A 17,389-nucleotide genomic window follows, 5' to 3' on the forward strand; every position below is an offset into this window, starting at 1 on the left:
CCCGGTGCGACGCTAAAGCTTCTTATCGGGCCGTCTGCCAGGCGTTGGCGCTACATTGCCTCGGCAAATCCAGTCCCTACGTTTCCCCGCGATAATATGACCAACCTCTCATAATTTAAATTTACCCCGCTCTGGTGATTCTCAAACGCCAGATGTTACCCGTATCATTCACGTGGGTACCAAACATACTCCTGACATCTGACTACAATAATTAGTTTTAGTGGGTATCAGTCGTGGTGCCGCAATATCTCTGTTCCCGATTGGGATAATTAGAGTTTGTCGTCAGAAAATTGACGTTACCCATAACAAATGAAAGGCCAGGTAAATCATGCCATTAGTCATTGTTGCTATCGGTGTAATCTTGTTGTTGCTCCTGATGATCCGCTTCAAAATGAACGGATTCATCGCTCTCGTCCTCGTGGCGCTTGCTGTTGGATTAATGCAGGGAATGCCGCTGGATAAAGTTATTGGCTCCATCAAAGCTGGTGTCGGCGGGACGCTCGGTAGCCTTGCCCTGATCATGGGTTTTGGCGCGATGCTGGGCAAAATGCTGGCAGACTGCGGTGGTGCACAGCGTATCGCCACCACGCTGATTGCCAAATTTGGTAAAAAACACATCCAATGGGCGGTAGTGTTAACCGGTTTTACTGTCGGTTTTGCCCTGTTCTATGAAGTGGGCTTCGTGCTAATGCTGCCGCTGGTGTTTACCATCGCGGCTTCCGCGAATATTCCGCTGCTGTATGTTGGTGTACCAATGGCGGCTGCGCTGTCTGTGACCCACGGCTTCCTGCCGCCACATCCGGGCCCAACTGCGATTGCCACCATTTTCAATGCCGATATGGGTAAGACCCTGCTGTACGGAACTATTCTGGCAATCCCAACCGTTATTCTCGCGGGTCCGGTTTACGCTCGCGTGCTGAAAGGTATCGATAAGCCAATCCCGGAAGGTCTGTACAGCGCGAAAACCTTCAGCGAAGAAGAGATGCCAAGCTTTGGCGTCAGCGTCTGGACTTCTCTGGTGCCGGTTGTGCTGATGGCGATGCGTGCAATTGCCGAAATGATCCTGCCGAAAGGTCACGCTTTCCTGCCAGTGGCGGAGTTCCTCGGTGACCCGGTAATGGCAACGCTGATTGCCGTGTTGATTGCGATGTTCACCTTTGGTCTGAACCGTGGTCGTTCAATGGATCAGATTAACGACACGCTGGTTTCTTCCATCAAAATCATCGCGATGATGCTGTTGATCATCGGTGGTGGCGGTGCGTTCAAGCAGGTGCTGGTAGACAGCGGCGTGGACAAATACATTGCTTCCATGATGCACGAAACCAACATTTCTCCGCTGCTGATGGCCTGGTCGATTGCCGCCGTACTGCGTATCGCGCTGGGTTCCGCAACCGTTGCGGCAATCACTGCGGGGGGTATCGCGGCACCACTAATTGCAACGACGGGTGTTAGCCCGGAACTGATGGTTATTGCGGTTGGTTCCGGTAGTGTGATTTTCTCTCACGTGAACGATCCGGGCTTCTGGCTGTTCAAAGAGTACTTTAACCTGACTATCGGCGAGACCATCAAGTCCTGGTCGATGCTGGAAACCATTATCTCGGTGTGCGGTCTGGTAGGCTGTCTGCTGCTGAATATGGTGATTTGATAACACTGACTGCCGGATGCATCGCATCCGGCATCAACCGCTCTCTACTGCTTCTTCGCAGCCGCTCTGCGCCGTCTGTCCAAATCCTTCAGCAACTTGTTCACGCCATTATCAGCAAACATCGTCTCAAGCGTTGCGGAAAGCTTGCGCCGCCAGTTTTTATACTGGTAACTGGTTCCGGGAATATTTACCGGTTCGGCCATATCCAGCCAGTCTTCTGGCTGAAGCCCTAACAGAGCGCTGTTGCTGTCAGCGATATAACGTTGCAAACCACGATTAAGCATCGGCGTCATCGACATTAACGATGCCTTATGCCCCGCACGTTTTGGCAGGCAACCATGTTTATGCAGTGCATCCAGTAACCCTTGCTTCGCCAGTTCGCGATCCTGATACAGACCGCGCAATACCACTTCATCCGGGTACAGCCCCAGCGTTTTGCCCAGTGTTAAATCCCCGCTCTCCCAGTAGCCACGCAGTGTAGGCAGGTCGTGTGTCGCCGCAACCGCCATCGACTGCTCCGGATACGCTTTCGGCGCGCGGAATGTCTTCTCGTGGTCGCTTTCGAAATAGAGCACTTTGTAGGAGTACACACCGCTGCTGCGCAGTTTACCGACAATCTCTACCGGTACAGTGCCGAGGTCTTCACCAATCACCATGCAGCGATGGCGCTTACTTTCGAGTGCCAGAATCGAGAGCAGATCATCTACCGGATAGTGAACATACGCGCCCTGATCTGCCGTCTCGCCATACGGTATCCACCACAAACGCAGCATCGACATCACATGGTCAATTCGCAACGCGCCGCAGTTTTGCATATTGGCACGCAACAGCTCGATAAACGGCTCATAGGCACGCGCGGTGATGATATGCGGATCCATCGGCGGCAATCCCCAGTTCTGCCCCAGCGGGCCAAGGATATCCGGCGGTGCGCCCACCGACGCTTTCAGGCAATACAGTTCACGGTCGCACCAGGTTTCCGCCCCACCTTCCGCTACGCCAACCGCCAGATCACGGTACAAGCCAATCGGCATTTCATGGCCCTGGCTTATCTCCCAGCAGGCGGCAAACTGGCTGTAAGCCAGCCACTGCAACCAGAGATAAAAATCGACGTCATCACGATGTTCTTTGCAGAACTGGTGCACTTCTGGTGAATCCACGTTCTGATACGCCTGCGGCCATGCTGGCCAGCCCCAGCGCATTTCGTCTTCTTTCACTTGCTGGGCATGTAACGCGTCAAACGCCGCCTGCCAGAACAGGCTGTCGCCCTGCTCTGCAACAAACTGGCGAAACGCGGCCATCTGCTCATCATCACGTTGCGCAAAACCTTTCCACGCCATCCGCAATGCTGTCATTTTCAGCGCAGTGACGGTGGAGTAATCGACCCAGTCGGCATCCCGTGCCTGTTGCAGCGTCTGTTGCGTGGTCGGTAACTGCCACCAGGCCTGAGCCTCTTCGCTAAGATGGAAATCTTCGACGGCGTTAACGTCGATATAAACCACATTTAGCCAGCGACGAGAAGACGGGCTATACGGACTGGCACTTTCCGGATTTGCCGGATAGAGCGCATGAATCGGGTTCAGACCGATGAAAGCCCCGCCACGTTTTGCCACATCCACCAGCATCACTTTGAGATCGCCAAAATCCCCAATACCCCAGTTTTTTTCCGATCGCAGCGTATAAAGCTGGACGCAGGCGCCCCACAGCTTTTGTTTATTCAGCAACGCCTGCGGTTCGTAACAGCGTTTCGGGGCGACAATCACCCGACAATGCGCGCGCTGGTCGTCCTGGGTGAGTGTCAACGTGTGATAACCTTCCGGCAACTTCGTCGGTAAATTGAACGCTTTGCCCCCCGTTACATGGCCTTTGTACTGCGTTCCTTCTTCGGTGGTCAGCAGCCAGCTATACTCGCCGCTGCCCTCCACCGCCATCGGCATTTTTTTGCCGCTGGTATAGACCATGACATTCGGGACTGGCGTTACCGCCACTTTCGTGGCGGTACGTTGATGCATCGCGTCAAGCAAACGCCGTTTGGTTTCGGCGCTAATCGACTGCGGTTTACCGTGGGCATTGATGTAATTGGGGCTGATCCCCGCCGCCAGCGCGGCATTATCCAGACGTTTGCTTTCCATCGAGCTTCCTTAGCGTTTTGCCTGCCAGATACGAGCCTGATAATCGCGAATAGAGCGATCCGAGCTAAACATACCGCAGCGGGCGGTATTGAGGATCGCCGCGCGAGTCCAGGCCTCCTGGTCGCGGTACAGCACATCCACCTGCTTTTGTGCCTCTACATAGGCTGCGAAATCCGCCATTACCAGATACGGATCGCCGCCCTGTTTGCCGATACTGTGCAGCATCTGGTCGAAGGCATGCTTATCGCCGTCGCTGTATTTACCGCTTTCCAGCTCTTTCAATACTGCGTCCAGCACCTTATCTTTCTTCCGCCATTTCACCGGGTCGTAGCCTTTGGCCAGAATTGCCTTCACTTGTTCCACGGTATGACCAAAAATAAAGATATTTTCTTCACCAACTTTTTCGGCGATTTCGACGTTAGCACCATCCAGCGTACCGACAGTAAGCGCACCATTGAGCGCCAGTTTCATATTGCCGGTACCGGAAGCTTCTTTACCTGCAGTCGAAATTTGTTCGGAGATATCCGCCGCCGGGATCAGTTTTTCCGCCGCCGAAACGCAATAATCCGGCAGGAACACCACCTTCAACTTATCGCCAACCTGTGGATCGTTGTTGATCACATCAGCCACTTTGTTGATCGCAAAGATAATATTCTTCGCCAGGTAGTAGCCCGGTGCCGCTTTCGCGCCGAAGAGGAAGACGCGCGGTACGCGGTCAGCCTGCGGGTTTTCACGAATTTCTTTATACAACGCCAGAATATGCAGCAAATTCAGGTGCTGACGTTTGTACTCATGCAGGCGTTTGATCTGAATATCGAAAATCGCCTGTGGATTGATCTCAATACCGGTACGAACTTTCACAAACTCCGCCAGACGGACTTTATTCGCCTGCTTGATCTCGCGATATTGCTGACGGAATTTCGCGTCATCAGCGAATTTTTCCAGATTGATCAGTTGATCGAGATCGTTAGCCCACTCTTTTTTCAGTGATTTATCCAACAGAGCCGCAAGTGCCGGGTTGCACTGTTTGATCCAGCGACGAGGGGTAATACCATTGGTGACGTTATGGAATTTGTTCGGCCACAGCTGGTGATATTCCGGGAACAGATCTTTCACCACCAGATCTGAATGCAGCGCCGCTACACCGTTCACCGCGAAACCGCCAACCACACACAGGTTCGCCATATGCACTTGTTTGTCGTGTACCACCGCCAGTTTGGCCCACACTTTTTCATCGCCCGGCCAGTTTTTTTCCACCAGCGTTTTAAAGCGTGTATTAATTTCGTTAATAATCTGCATGTGGCGCGGCAGTAAGCCTTTCACCAGTTTCACATCCCAGCGTTCCAGCGCTTCTGGCATCAGGGTATGGTTGGTGTAAGCAAAAGTTTTGCTGGTGATGGCCCAGGCGTCATCCCAGCTCATCTGGTGCTCATCGATCAGCACGCGCAGCAGTTCTGGAATCGCGATAGTCGGGTGGGTATCGTTCAGTTGAATAACTTCGTAATCTGCCAGCTCGTGCAGTTTACGCCCCGCCAAATGATGGCGACGCAGAATATCCGCTACCGAACAAGCACACTGGAAGTATTGCTGCATCAGGCGCAGCTTTTTACCGGCAGTATGGTTGTCGTTTGGATAGAGGACTTTGGTCAGTTTTTCCGCGTTGATGCCCTGTTGTTCGGCACGCAGGAAATCTCCGTCGTTAAATTTTGTCAGATCAAACGGATGCGCATGCGTCGCCTGCCACAGACGCAGCGGCTGCGCCACGCCATTACGATAACCGACAACGGGAAGATCCCACGCTTGACCGGTAATGGTAAATTCCGGCTCCCAGCGTCCGTCTTTCGTCACTTTACCGCCAATTCCTACCTGCACATCCAGTGCTTCGTTGTGGCGGAACCACGGGTAGTTACCGCGATGCCAGTCATCCGGCGCTTCAACCTGTTTGCCATCGACAAAAGACTGGCGGAACAAGCCATATTGATAGTTAAGACCATAACCCGTCGCAGACTGACCGACAGTTGCCATTGAGTCGAGGAAGCACGCAGCCAGACGTCCCAGACCACCGTTACCCAGCGCCGGGTCGATCTCTTCTTCCAGCAGGTCAGTCAGGTTGATGTCATAAGCCTTCAACGAATCCTGTACATCCTGATACCAGCCAAGATTCAACAGGTTGTTACCCGTCAGGCGTCCAATCAAAAACTCCATTGAGATATAGTTAACATGTCGCTGATTGGCCACCGGTTTAGCGAATGGCTGGGCACGTAGCATTTCCGCCAGGGCTTCACTCACTGCCAGCCACCACTGGCGAGGGGTCATTTCAGCCGCAGAATTTAAGCCATAACGCTGCCACTGACGTGAAAGCGCTTCCTGAAATTGCTTATCGTTAAAAATAGGTTGTGACATAGGAGTTCCACTTTTCTTAGATTTTCAACACAACGTTATCGCTAGTTTGCCAGGCTCGATGTTGACCTTCCTCATCCTGCGGGGGATTAGGCAGGGAGGAGTTGCGGGGATGAGCAAGGAAATGTGATCTCGACCACTTAAACCTAGTGCAATCCACAGGATTAGCAGCAAATCAATGCCATACAGCGCAGAAAATCTGTATCTAAGTGCAAAAAATGGCCGTTGTGTATTTTCAAAAGGCGGAAGGTAACTCTATAAATTAAGTAAAGGAGTGAAACAGTTTCATAAGTAAAACATCCAGTTTGCTCCATCTCATTCTTAATAGGTTTATTAAGATCCTCTTTTTAGATGGCTCTTTCATCAGGAATTGAGAAGACTCCTTTGCTTAAATGAAACTGATGAACATGAGGAAACTACCGTAAAACCCAGTATTCACGCTGCATCAGCGTCGTTATTAGGTGAGTTGTTAATAAACATTTGGAATTGTGACACAGTGCAAATTCAGACACATAAAAAAACGTCATCGCTTGCATTAGAAGGGTTTCTGGCCGACCTTATAACCATTAATTACGAAGCGCAAAAAAAATAATATTTCCTCATTTTCCACAGTGAAGTGATTAACTATGCTGATTCCGTCAAAATTAAGTCGTCCGGTTCGACTCGACCATACCGTGGTTCGTGAGCGCCTGCTGGCTAAACTTTCCGGCGCGAACAACTTCCGGCTGGCGCTGATCACGAGTCCTGCGGGCTACGGAAAAACCACACTCATTTCTCAATGGGCGGCAGGCAAAAACGATTTGGGCTGGTACTCGCTGGATGAGGGCGATAACCAGCAAGAACGTTTCGCCAGCTATTTCATTGCCGCCGTGCAACAGGCAACCAACGGTCACTGTGCGATTTGTGAGACGATGGCGCAAAAACGGCAATATGCCAGCCTGACGTCACTCTTCGCTCAGCTTTTCATTGAGCTGGCGGAATGGCATAGCCCACTTTATCTGGTCATCGATGACTACCATCTGATCACTAATCCGGTGATCCACGAGTCAATGCGCTTCTTTATTCGCCATCAACCAGAAAATCTCACCCTGGTGGTGCTGTCACGCAATCTTCCGCAACTGGGCATTGCCAATCTGCGTGTTCGCGACCAACTGCTGGAAATTGGCAGTCAGCAACTGGCGTTTACCCACCAGGAAGCGAAGCAGTTTTTTGATTGCCGCCTGTCATCGCCGATTGAAGCCGCAGAAAGCAGTCGGATTTGCGATGACGTTTCCGGTTGGGCGACTGCGCTACAGTTAATTGCCCTCTCCGCCCGGCAGAATACCCACTCAGCCCATAAGTCGGCACGTCGCCTGGCGGGAATCAATGCCAGTCATCTTTCGGATTATCTGGTCGATGAGGTTTTGGACAACGTCGATCTCGCAACGCGCCATTTTCTGTTGAAAAGCGCCATTTTGCGCTCAATGAACGATGCACTCATCACTCGTGTGACCGGCGAAGAAAACGGGCAAATGCGCCTCGAAGAGATTGAGCGTCAGGGGCTGTTTTTACAGCGGATGGATGATAGCGGCGAGTGGTTCTGCTATCACCCGCTGTTTGGCAACTTCCTGCGCCAGCGCTGCCAGTGGGAACTGGCGGCTGAGCTGCCGAAAATCCACAGTGCCGCCGCAGAAAGCTGGATGGCCCAGGGATTCCCCAGCGAAGCGATTCATCATGCGCTGGCGGCAGGCGATGCGCTGATGCTGCGCGATATTCTGCTTAATCACGCCTGGAGTTTGTTCAACCACAGCGAACTTTCGCTACTTGAAGAGTCACTTAAAGCCCTGCCATGGGAGAGTTTGCTGGAAAATCCGCAGTTGGTGTTATTACAAGCGTGGCTGATGCAAAGCCAGCATCGCTACGGCGAAGTAAACACCCTGCTGGCTCGTGCTGAACATGAAATCAAAGACATCAGAGAAGGCACCATGCACGCAGAATTTAATGCTCTGCGCGCCCAGGTGGCGATTAACGATGGTAACCCGGATGAAGCTGAACGGCTGGCAAAACTGGCACTGGAAGAACTGCCTCCCGGCTGGTTCTACAGCCGCATTGTAGCAACTTCGGTGTTGGGTGAAGTATTGCACTGCAAAGGGGAACTGACCCGCTCACTGGCGTTAATGCAGCAAACCGAACAGATGGCACGCCAGCACGATGTCTGGCACTACGCTTTGTGGAGTTTAATCCAGCAAAGCGAAATTCTGTTTGCTCAGGGTTTCCTGCAAACCGCGTGGGAAACGCAGGAAAAAGCATTCCAGCTGATCAACGAGCAGCATCTGGAACAGCTGCCAATGCATGAATTTCTGGTACGTATCCGAGCACAACTGTTATGGGCCTGGGCACGGCTGGACGAAGCCGAAGCATCGGCACGCAGCGGGATTGAAGTTTTGTCGTCTTATCAGCCACAGCAACAGCTCCAGTGCCTGGCAATGTTGATTCAATGCTCGCTGGCCCGAGGTGATTTGGATAACGCCCGTAGCCAACTGAATCGTCTGGAAAACCTGCTGGGAAATGGCAAATATCACAGCGACTGGATCTCTAACGCCAACAAAGTCCGGGTCATTTACTGGCAAATGACCGGCGACAAAGCTGCCGCCGCCAACTGGTTGCGTCACACAGCCAAACCGGAGTTTGCGAATAACCACTTCCTGCAAGGTCAATGGCGCAACATCGCCCGTGCACAAATATTGCTGGGCGAGTTTGAACCGGCAGAAATTGTTCTTGAAGAACTCAATGAAAACGCCCGCAGTCTGCGGTTAATGAGCGATCTCAACCGTAACCTGTTGCTGCTTAATCAACTATACTGGCAGGCCGGTCGCAAAAATGATGCCCAGCGTGTGTTGCTGGAGGCATTAAAACTGGCGAATCGTACCGGATTTATCAGTCACTTTGTCATCGAAGGCGAAGCGATGGCGCAACAGTTACGCCAACTGATTCAACTCAATACGTTGCCTGAGCTGGAACAGCATCGCGCACAGCGTATTCTGCGGGAAATAAATCAACATCATCGGCATAAATTCGCCCATTTTGATGAGAATTTCGTTGAACGTCTGCTAAATCATCCGGAAGTACCAGAATTGATCCGTACCAGCCCGCTGACCCAACGCGAATGGCAGGTATTGGGGCTGATTTACTCCGGTTACAGCAATGAACAAATTGCAGGCGAGCTGGAAGTGGCGGCAACCACCATCAAAACGCATATCCGCAATCTGTACCAAAAACTCGGTGTCGCCCACCGTCAGGCCGCGGTACAACACGCGCAGAAACTGCTGAAGATGATGGGATATGGGGTGTGAGTTTAGCCGGATAATACGTCGGATCCGGCTTACATCTTTATATCATTCAATGCTCACCCGCGTTACGCCATCCGCCTCCACCAGACTAAACCGCACTGGCAAGAAACGCTCCACCACCGCGATATTGGTCAGCAGATGGCATGAGGGATGGGCGACCGTAAATTCTCCCGCCCCCGCCAGCGCCATCGGTAGCACCAACTGGTCGGCGAGATATTCCCCCACCGCCGCCGGGCTCGCCAGGTAACGTTTCACCTCTTGCACTAACTGCGCAGCCACCACTTCGGCACTGACGCGCTTTTCACCGACGACAAAAAAGCGTTCAGTGATATTTTCACTTTCAACTTCCAGCGAGACGGTATTACCCGGCCCCTGGTCGCGCGGCAGGTTATGAACATTCTGCTCATGCAGGGAAAAACTACCCGCCAACGTAGCGATTTCACGCTCAGCGACATGGCGTGGCACACCAGCCAGTAGCACCTCTCCACGCATCCGCACAATGTTCCCGCGCTCGCCAAGTTGCAAGGTGTTAAACGATGCCACGGGCGAGACTTCCGTCGCCACCACGCCGCCTCCGGCAGGATAAAAACCGTGACGTAACAGCGTGGTTTGCTGATGAATTCCTATTTTTGCCAGCAGCGGCTCCAGCACCCGGCGGATAAAATCCGCAGGCGGGGCCGACGGGTTATCGGTACCTCCGCTCACTTCAACACGCGAAGGACCATCGGCAAACCACAGCGCGGGCAGTACCGTTTGTAGTACCAGCGTGCAACTTCCGGCGCTACCAATAGCAAAGCGGTAGTCGCCACCGCGCACGGTACCGGGCCGGAAGACCAGACGCTGCGACCCCAGCTCCGCGCCCTCCACCGTTGCTCCGCAAATTTCCGTCGCCGCCTTTACAGCCGTCAGATGCTGGCGCAACAGTCCCGGTTTTGCCCGTCCGGCACGAATGCCGGTGATGGTAAACGGCTTGCCGGTTATCATCGACAGACTCAGTGCCGAACGCAGGATCTGCCCGCCGCCTTCGCCCTGTGCGCCATCCAGCGCAATCATCCTTTTCATCATTTATCCTTTTACACACACCACCTGACGCAGGGTGTAGATAACTTCCACCAGATCGCTTTGTGCCGCCATCACCGCGTCGATATCTTTATACGCCATCGGGATTTCGTCGATCACTTCGGCATCTTTACGGCATTCCACATGCGCGGTGGCACGAATTTGATCTTCCACGCTGAACAGTTTTTTCGCTTTAGTACGGCTCATTACCCGCCCGGCACCGTGGCTGCACGAACAGAACGACTCTTCATTTCCCAGCCCACGGACAATAAAGCTTTTCGCCCCCATCGAACCGGGAATAATTCCATATTGACCAGCACGCGCAGACACAGCGCCTTTACGCGTCACATAGATCTCTTCGCCAAAGTGCTGTTCTTTTTGCACATAGTTGTGGTGACAGTTGATCTCTTCCATCGCCAGCGTTTGTGGCTGTCTTACCGTTTTCTGCGTAACGCTCTGCAACGCCGTTACCACATTTTCCATCATCGCATCGCGGTTAAGGCTGGCAAAAAGCTGCGCCCAGGCCACCGCTTTCAGGTAATCATCAAAGTATTCCGTACCTTCCATAAAGTACGCCAGGTCACGCGATGGCAACGTTTCAAGCGTTTCCTGCATCTCTTTTTGTGCCAGATCGATAAAGTAAGTCCCGATGGCATTACCAATTCCGCGTGAACCGGAGTGCAGCATAATCCACACCTGGTCCGACTCATCAAGGCAGATTTCAATAAAGTGGTTACCCGTTCCCAGCGTTCCCAGATGTTTATAGTTATTAGTGTTAAGGAAACGCGGATATTTTTGCGTTAACCACTGATAACCAGCTTCCAGCTCGGCCCATTTAGCATCGACGTTAACAGGCGGATGCTCCCATGCGCCTTTATCACGACGGCTACGATTATTGGAACGTCCGTGCGGCACGGCAGTTTCAATCGCCTGACGCAGCTCCGCCAGGTTTTCAGGCAGGTCAGCCGCCGTTAACGCAGTTCGCAGTGCGTTCATTCCACAACCGATATCTACCCCCACCGCCGCCGGAATAATCGCCCCTTTGGTCGGGATAACGCTACCAATGGTGGAACCTTTACCCAGATGTACATCAGGCATTACCGCAATATGTTTGAAAATAAACGGCATCTTCGCCGTATTTATCAGTTGCTGACGCGCATCGTCTTCTACCGGTACGCCTTTGGTCCACATTTTTACCGGGACATTTTCAGTGGTCAGTAATTCGTAATTCATTTTGTTTTTCTCTTTTCGTTGTTTGCTGTCCAGATAATTGCATCCGTCGTGCCAGAAAATTAAATAAGCAGATTAATTTTTTAATTCATTGTTTTTAATAGATTAAATCTTTACGTCCGTAAACGGAGATTTCCCGCAAAGCCAATTCGCCGATAATGAAATATCGTCTTTTATAAGGATATCTAAGATGCGTAAAACAGTGGCTTTTGGCTTTGTCGGCACCGTACTGGATTATGCCGGGCGCGGCAGTCAGCGCTGGTCGAAATGGCGTCCGTCACTCTGTGTATGCCAGCAAGAATCGTTAGTTATCAATCGACTGGAATTATTGCACGACGCCCGCTCGCGCTCGCTATTTGAAACGCTGAAACGCGATATCGCCAGCGTTTCGCCAGAAACAGAAGTGGTGAGCGTTGAGATTGAACTGCATAACCCGTGGGATTTCGAGGAGGTTTACGCCTGCCTGCATGATTTCGCCCGTGGTTACGCGTTCGAACCTGATAAAGAAGACTATTTAATTCACATCACCACCGGTACCCACGTCGCGCAGATTTGCTGGTTTCTGCTGGCGGAAGCACGTTACCTGCCCGCCAGGTTAATACAATCTTCGCCACCGCGTAAAAAAGAACAGCCGCGCGGTGCAGGTGAAGTGACAATTATCGATCTCGATTTAAGCCGTTATAACGCTATAGCCAGCCGCTTTGCCGAAGAACGCCAGCAAACCCTCGATTTCCTCAAATCCGGCATTGCCACGCGTAACGCCCACTTCAACCGCATGATTGAGCAGATCGAAAAAGTGGCGATCAAATCTCGCGCACCGATCCTGCTTAACGGCCCGACCGGTGCGGGTAAGTCGTTTCTGGCACGACGCATCTTCGAGTTAAAACAGGCGCGGCATCAGTTTAGCGGCGCGTTTGTGGAGGTGAACTGTGCCACTCTGCGCGGCGATACCGCCATGTCCGCGCTGTTTGGTCATGTGAAAGGCGCGTTTACCGGGGCGCGGGAATCTCGTGAAGGATTATTACGCAGCGCCAACGGCGGCATGTTGTTTCTTGATGAGATTGGCGAACTGGGCGCAGACGAACAGGCGATGTTGCTGAAAGCCATTGAAGAGAAAACCTTTTACCCGTTTGGCAGCGATCGCCAGGTGAGCAGTGATTTTCAGCTGATCGCCGGAACGGTGCGCGATTTGCGCCAGCTGGTTGCCGAAGGCAAATTTCGCGAAGACCTGTACGCGCGGATCAATCTCTGGACCTTCACCCTGCCGGGGCTACGCCAGCGCCAGGAAGATATTGAACCTAACCTGGATTATGAAGTGGAGCGCCACGCCTCACTTACCGGCGACAGCGTGCGTTTTAACACCGAAGCGAGGCGCGCCTGGCTGGCCTTTGCGACATCATCTCAGGCAGCATGGCGCGGTAACTTTCGCGAACTTTCTGCCAGCGTCACACGCATGGCGACGTTTGCCGATAGTGGGCGTATCACCCTTGAAACCGTAGAAGATGAGATAAACCGTCTACGCTACAACTGGCAGGATAGCCGCTCTTCTGCGCTTAAGCAGCTACTGGGCGCTGAAGCGGAAAACATCGACCTCTTTGATCGGCTGCAACTGGAACACGTTATCGCTATCTGCCGTCAGGCAAAATCGCTTTCCGCTGCCGGGCGTGAACTCTTTGATGTTTCGCGCCAGGGCAAAGCCAGCGTCAACGACGCGGATCGGCTACGCAAATACCTGGCGCGTTTTGGTCTGACGTGGGAAGCCGTGCAGGATCAGCACAGCTCCAGCTGAATATGATGGTCTGTCAGCACCTGCATCACGCTCGCTGGTGGCGGGGCGTCGGTGTAGACGGCATCGACCATGCTGATGCTGCCCATATTGACCATCGCATTACGGCCAAATTTCGAGTGATCGACAACCAGCATAACGTGGCGCGAGTTCTCAATAATAGCGCGTTTGGTGCGAACTTCGTGGTAATCGAACTCCAGCAGCGAGCCGTCGCTATCGATGCCGCTGATCCCCAGAATCCCGAAATCAAGGCGGAACTGGGAGATAAAATCGAGCGTCGCTTCGCCAATGATCCCACCATCGCGGCTGCGTAATTCGCCACCTGCAAGAATGATGCGAAAATCTTCTTTCACCATCAGCGTGTTAGCGACGTTGAGATTGTTGGTCACAATGCGCAAATTGCTGTGATTAAGCAGCGCGTGCGCCACCGCTTCCGGCGTGGTGCCGATATCGATAAACAGCGTTGAGCCGTTGGGGATTTGCTCCGCCACTTTGCGGGCAATACGCTCTTTTTCTTCGGTCTGGGTGGCCTTGCGATCGTGCCACGGTGTGTTAACCGAACTGGAAGGCAGCGCCGCGCCGCCATGGTGACGCAGGATCAGGTTTTGCTCCGCCAGCTCGTTGAGGTCACGACGAATAGTCTGCGGGCTGACGGAGAAGTGCTCCACCAGTTCTTCGGTGCTGACATAACCCTGCTGTTTAACCAGTTCAATAATACCGTTGTGACGTTGTGTTTGTTTCATTTATAAATCCCTGGAATTATTTTCGTTTTCGCGCATTAAGCGAATCAACAAAAGCCATCGCTAAACCCACGGCTAACCCGGCGATGTGTGCTCCGTTCGCCATCGACATCCCAAACAAATCAAACCATCCGGCGACAATCCAGATCAGTGCAAAGATGATTAACCCACGTTGCAGGTAAATGCCACTTTGCGGATCGCGTTCGCCGCGTAGCCAGACGTACCCCATCAGTGCATACACCACGCCAGAAAGCCCGCCAAACCACGGCCCGCTGAATTTTTGCTGCACATAGCCGCTTAACAGGGCGCTAATCAGAGTAATGACAATTAGCTTACCGCTACCGAGACGTTTTTCCACCGCGCCGCCGAGATACCACCACCAGAGCAGGTTAAAGAGGATATGCATCAGCGAGAAGTGCATTAATGCATGAGTGAAGTAACGCCAGAACTCAAATTTCAGTGTCGGATCGAATGGCCAGGCCAGCCATAACATCACTTCCTGATCACCGAGAATTTGCATGGCGATAAACACCACCACGCAGGCGATCATCATCACCCAGGTCACCGGACCTGCGCGTTCACGCAAGGCAGCAAAGAAGGGATAACGGCGATAATGCAGGCCGCTGCCGGTATGGCCCGCCTGCCAGCTGGCCGCCAGATAACGAGGATCTGCCGGGTTTTCGAGAAAACGCGCCAGCTCCGCCCGCACGCGTTCGGCCTGGGACTCATCCGCCAGCCAGACATCGCTTTGGTTATGTTGTTGAATCGTGAGGATAACACCCTGCGTCGCCATGTAATCAACAAACGCCTGCGCCACGCGGGGGTTAGCAAAAGAGGTAATCATCAACATCGTTGCTGTCGCTTATTCCACACAAAAGGGGACAGTATAAAGCGTTACGCGCCGTACGCCACCTCTGCAGGAAACTGACGCTGCCAGGCTTCAAAGCCGCCATCAATGCTGTAGACCACATCGTAGCCCTGTTGTAGCAGATACTGCGCCGCGCCTTTGCTGCTATTACCGTGGTAACACATCACCATGACTGGCGTATCGAAGTCGTTATCACGCATAAACGCGCCCAATGTGTCGTTGGTTAAATGGAAAGCCTGCACCGCATGCCCCATTGCGAAACTCTGTGGATCGCGAATATCGACCAGCACCGCCTCTTTTTCCTGCAACTTCTGGTGCGCGTCGGCAACGTTAATACATTCGAACTGATCCATGCGTCTCTCTTTCTTTACAAACAAGTGGGCAAATTTACCGCACAGTTTACGTCGAAGCGGCAGATAAACGCCATAATGTTATACATATCACTCTAAAATGTTTTTTCAATGTTACCCAAAGCGCGATTCTTTGCTAATATGTTCGATAACGAACATTTATGAGCTTTAACGAAAGTGAATGAGGGCAGCATGGAAACCAAAGATCTGATTGTGATAGGTGGCGGCATCAATGGTGCTGGTATCGCGGCAGACGCCGCTGGACGCGGTTTATCCGTGCTGATGCTGGAGGCGCAGGATCTCGCTTGTGCGACCTCTTCCGCCAGTTCAAAACTCATTCATGGTGGCCTGCGCTACCTTGAGCACTATGAATTCCGCCTGGTCAGCGAGGCGCTGGCTGAACGTGAAGTGTTGCTGAAAATGGCCCCCCATATCGCGTTCCCGATGCGTTTTCGCCTGCCGCATCGCCCGCATCTGCGTCCGGCGTGGATGATCCGTATTGGTCTGTTTATGTACGATCATCTGGGTAAGCGTACCAGCCTGCCGGGATCTACCGGTTTGCGTTTTGGCGCAAATTCAGTGTTAAAACCGGAAATTAAGCGCGGATTCGAATATTCCGACTGTTGGGTAGACGACGCCCGTCTGGTACTCGCCAACGCCCAGATGGTGGTGCGTAAAGGCGGTGAAGTGCTTACCCGTACTCGTGCCACTTCTGCTCGCCGCGAAAACGGCCTGTGGATTGTGGAAGCAGAAGATATTGATACCGGTAAAAAATACAGCTGGCAGGCACGCGGTCTGGTGAACGCCACCGGCCCGTGGGTGAAGCAGTTCTTCGACGACGGGATGCATCTACCCTCACCTTATGGCATTCGCCTGATCAAAGGCAGCCATATTGTCGTGCCGCGTGTGCATACCCAGAAGCAAGCCTACATTCTGCAAAACGAAGATAAACGTATTGTCTTCGTGATCCCGTGGATGGACGAGTTTTCCATCATCGGCACCACCGATGTGGAATACAAAGGTGATCCAAAAGCAGTGAAGATTGAAGAGAGTGAAATCAATTACCTGCTGAAAGTGTATAACACGCACTTTAAAAAGCAGTTAAGCCGGGACGATATCGTCTGGACCTACTCCGGTGTGCGTCCGCTGTGTGATGATGAATCTGATTCGCCGCAGGCCATTACCCGTGATTACACCCTTGATATCCATGATGAAAACGGCAAAGCTCCGCTGTTATCGGTATTCGGCGGTAAGCTGACCACCTACCGCAAACTGGCAGAGCACGCGCTGGAAAAACTGACGCCGTATTATCAGGGTATTGGCCCGGCGTGGACGAAAGAGAGCGTGCTGCCGGGTGGTGCCATCGAGGGCGACCGCGACGATTATGCCGCCCGCCTGCGCCGCCGTTATCCGTTCCTGACCGAATCGCTGGCACGTCACTACGCGCGCACTTACGGCAGCAACAGCGAGCTGCTGCTCGGCAATGCGGGGGCGGTAAGCGATCTTGGGGAGGATTTCGGGCATGAGTTCTACGAAGCGGAGCTGAAATATCTGGTCGACCACGAATGGGTCCGCCGCGCCGACGATGCCCTGTGGCGTCGCACAAAACAAGGCATGTGGCTGAATGCGGATCAACAATCTCGTGTGAGTCAGTGGCTGGGGGAATATACGCAGCAGAGGTTGTCGCTGGCGTCGTAAATTAACGTAAGGTGGCCAGGTCAGATTTCAATCTGACCTGAGACTGATGATAAACAAAAAACTGCCTGATGCGCTACGCTTATCAGGCCTTGTATTATCCCTCCTGTGCAGAGAAAATCGGCCAGTTTTCTCTGCCTGCAGTCCGCATGCCGTAT

At 52.7% G+C, this 17,389-nt stretch carries 11 protein-coding genes; 4 read left to right on the forward strand and 7 right to left on the reverse strand.

Features of this window, described 5'->3' with window-relative positions; translation table 11 throughout:
* Positions 1-328: 328 nt before the first annotated feature.
* Complete coding sequence (gene gntT, locus FQ015_RS01895) at positions 329-1,645, forward strand: gluconate transporter (protein ID WP_001131758.1); 1,317 nt, start codon at positions 329-331, stop codon at positions 1,643-1,645.
* Between the two features lie 44 nt (positions 1,646-1,689).
* Here gntT and malQ read toward each other — a convergent pair whose 3' ends face one another.
* On the reverse strand, positions 1,690-3,774 hold the full coding sequence (malQ, locus tag FQ015_RS01900) for a 4-alpha-glucanotransferase (RefSeq protein WP_160523633.1): 2,085 nt from the start codon (positions 3,772-3,774) through the stop codon (positions 1,690-1,692).
* Between the two features lie 9 nt (positions 3,775-3,783).
* On the reverse strand, positions 3,784-6,177 hold the full coding sequence (gene malP / locus FQ015_RS01905; RefSeq protein WP_105277450.1) for a maltodextrin phosphorylase: 2,394 nt from the start codon (positions 6,175-6,177) through the stop codon (positions 3,784-3,786).
* Positions 6,178-6,800: 623 nt separating this feature from the next.
* Here malP and malT point away from each other — a divergent pair.
* Complete coding sequence (gene malT / locus FQ015_RS01910) at positions 6,801-9,506, forward strand: HTH-type transcriptional regulator MalT (RefSeq protein ID WP_000907017.1); 2,706 nt, start codon at positions 6,801-6,803, stop codon at positions 9,504-9,506.
* 42 nt (positions 9,507-9,548) lie between these two features.
* Here the strand turns inward: malT and rtcA are convergent, their stop codons facing one another.
* Both rtcA and rtcB read right to left on the reverse strand, forming a co-directional pair.
* Entirely contained in the window at positions 9,549-10,565 is a 1,017-nt protein-coding gene (gene rtcA / locus FQ015_RS01915; RefSeq protein WP_105277449.1) for an RNA 3'-terminal phosphate cyclase, read from the reverse strand.
* Positions 10,566-10,568: 3 nt separating this feature from the next.
* Positions 10,569-11,795, reverse strand: a complete 1,227-nt coding sequence (gene rtcB, locus FQ015_RS01920) for an RNA-splicing ligase RtcB (protein WP_105277448.1) — start codon at positions 11,793-11,795, stop codon at positions 10,569-10,571.
* Between the two features lie 187 nt (positions 11,796-11,982).
* Here rtcB and rtcR point away from each other — a divergent pair, with 187 nt between their 5' ends.
* Positions 11,983-13,581 (forward strand): DNA-binding transcriptional regulator RtcR, encoded by a 1,599-nt coding sequence (gene rtcR / locus FQ015_RS01925; protein WP_105277447.1) that lies wholly within the window; start codon positions 11,983-11,985, stop codon positions 13,579-13,581.
* Here rtcR and FQ015_RS01930 read toward each other — a convergent pair.
* From FQ015_RS01930 to glpE, 3 genes are read right to left on the reverse strand one after another with little or no spacing between them, the layout of a single operon-like run.
* Positions 13,563-14,321 carry a DeoR/GlpR family transcriptional regulator gene (locus tag FQ015_RS01930; protein ID WP_000815098.1) on the reverse strand — a complete coding sequence of 253 codons (759 nt, stop codon included), beginning with the start codon at positions 14,319-14,321 and terminating at the stop codon, positions 13,563-13,565. The two genes, rtcR and FQ015_RS01930, sit on opposite strands and share 19 nt — an antisense overlap.
* A 16-nt stretch (positions 14,322-14,337) precedes the next feature.
* Positions 14,338-15,168, reverse strand: coding sequence for a rhomboid family intramembrane serine protease GlpG (gene glpG, locus FQ015_RS01935; protein ID WP_000928723.1), 831 nt, complete (start codon positions 15,166-15,168; stop codon positions 14,338-14,340).
* A 44-nt stretch (positions 15,169-15,212) separates the two neighbouring features.
* Positions 15,213-15,539: a thiosulfate sulfurtransferase GlpE gene (glpE, locus tag FQ015_RS01940; RefSeq protein WP_000371928.1), complete on the reverse strand. Its 327-nt coding sequence runs from the start codon at positions 15,537-15,539 to the stop codon at positions 15,213-15,215.
* 189 nt (positions 15,540-15,728) lie between these two features.
* On the opposite strand from glpE, the gene glpD reads away from it, so the two are divergent.
* A complete protein-coding gene (gene glpD, locus FQ015_RS01945) occupies positions 15,729-17,234 on the forward strand; it encodes a glycerol-3-phosphate dehydrogenase (protein WP_039020620.1) in 1,506 nt (501 codons plus the stop codon).
* The last annotated feature ends 155 nt before the right edge of the window (positions 17,235-17,389 follow it).

The sequence above is a fragment of the Escherichia sp. HH26CH genome, assembly GCF_009820205.1.
GTDB lineage: Bacteria > Pseudomonadota > Gammaproteobacteria > Enterobacterales > Enterobacteriaceae > Escherichia > Escherichia coli_F.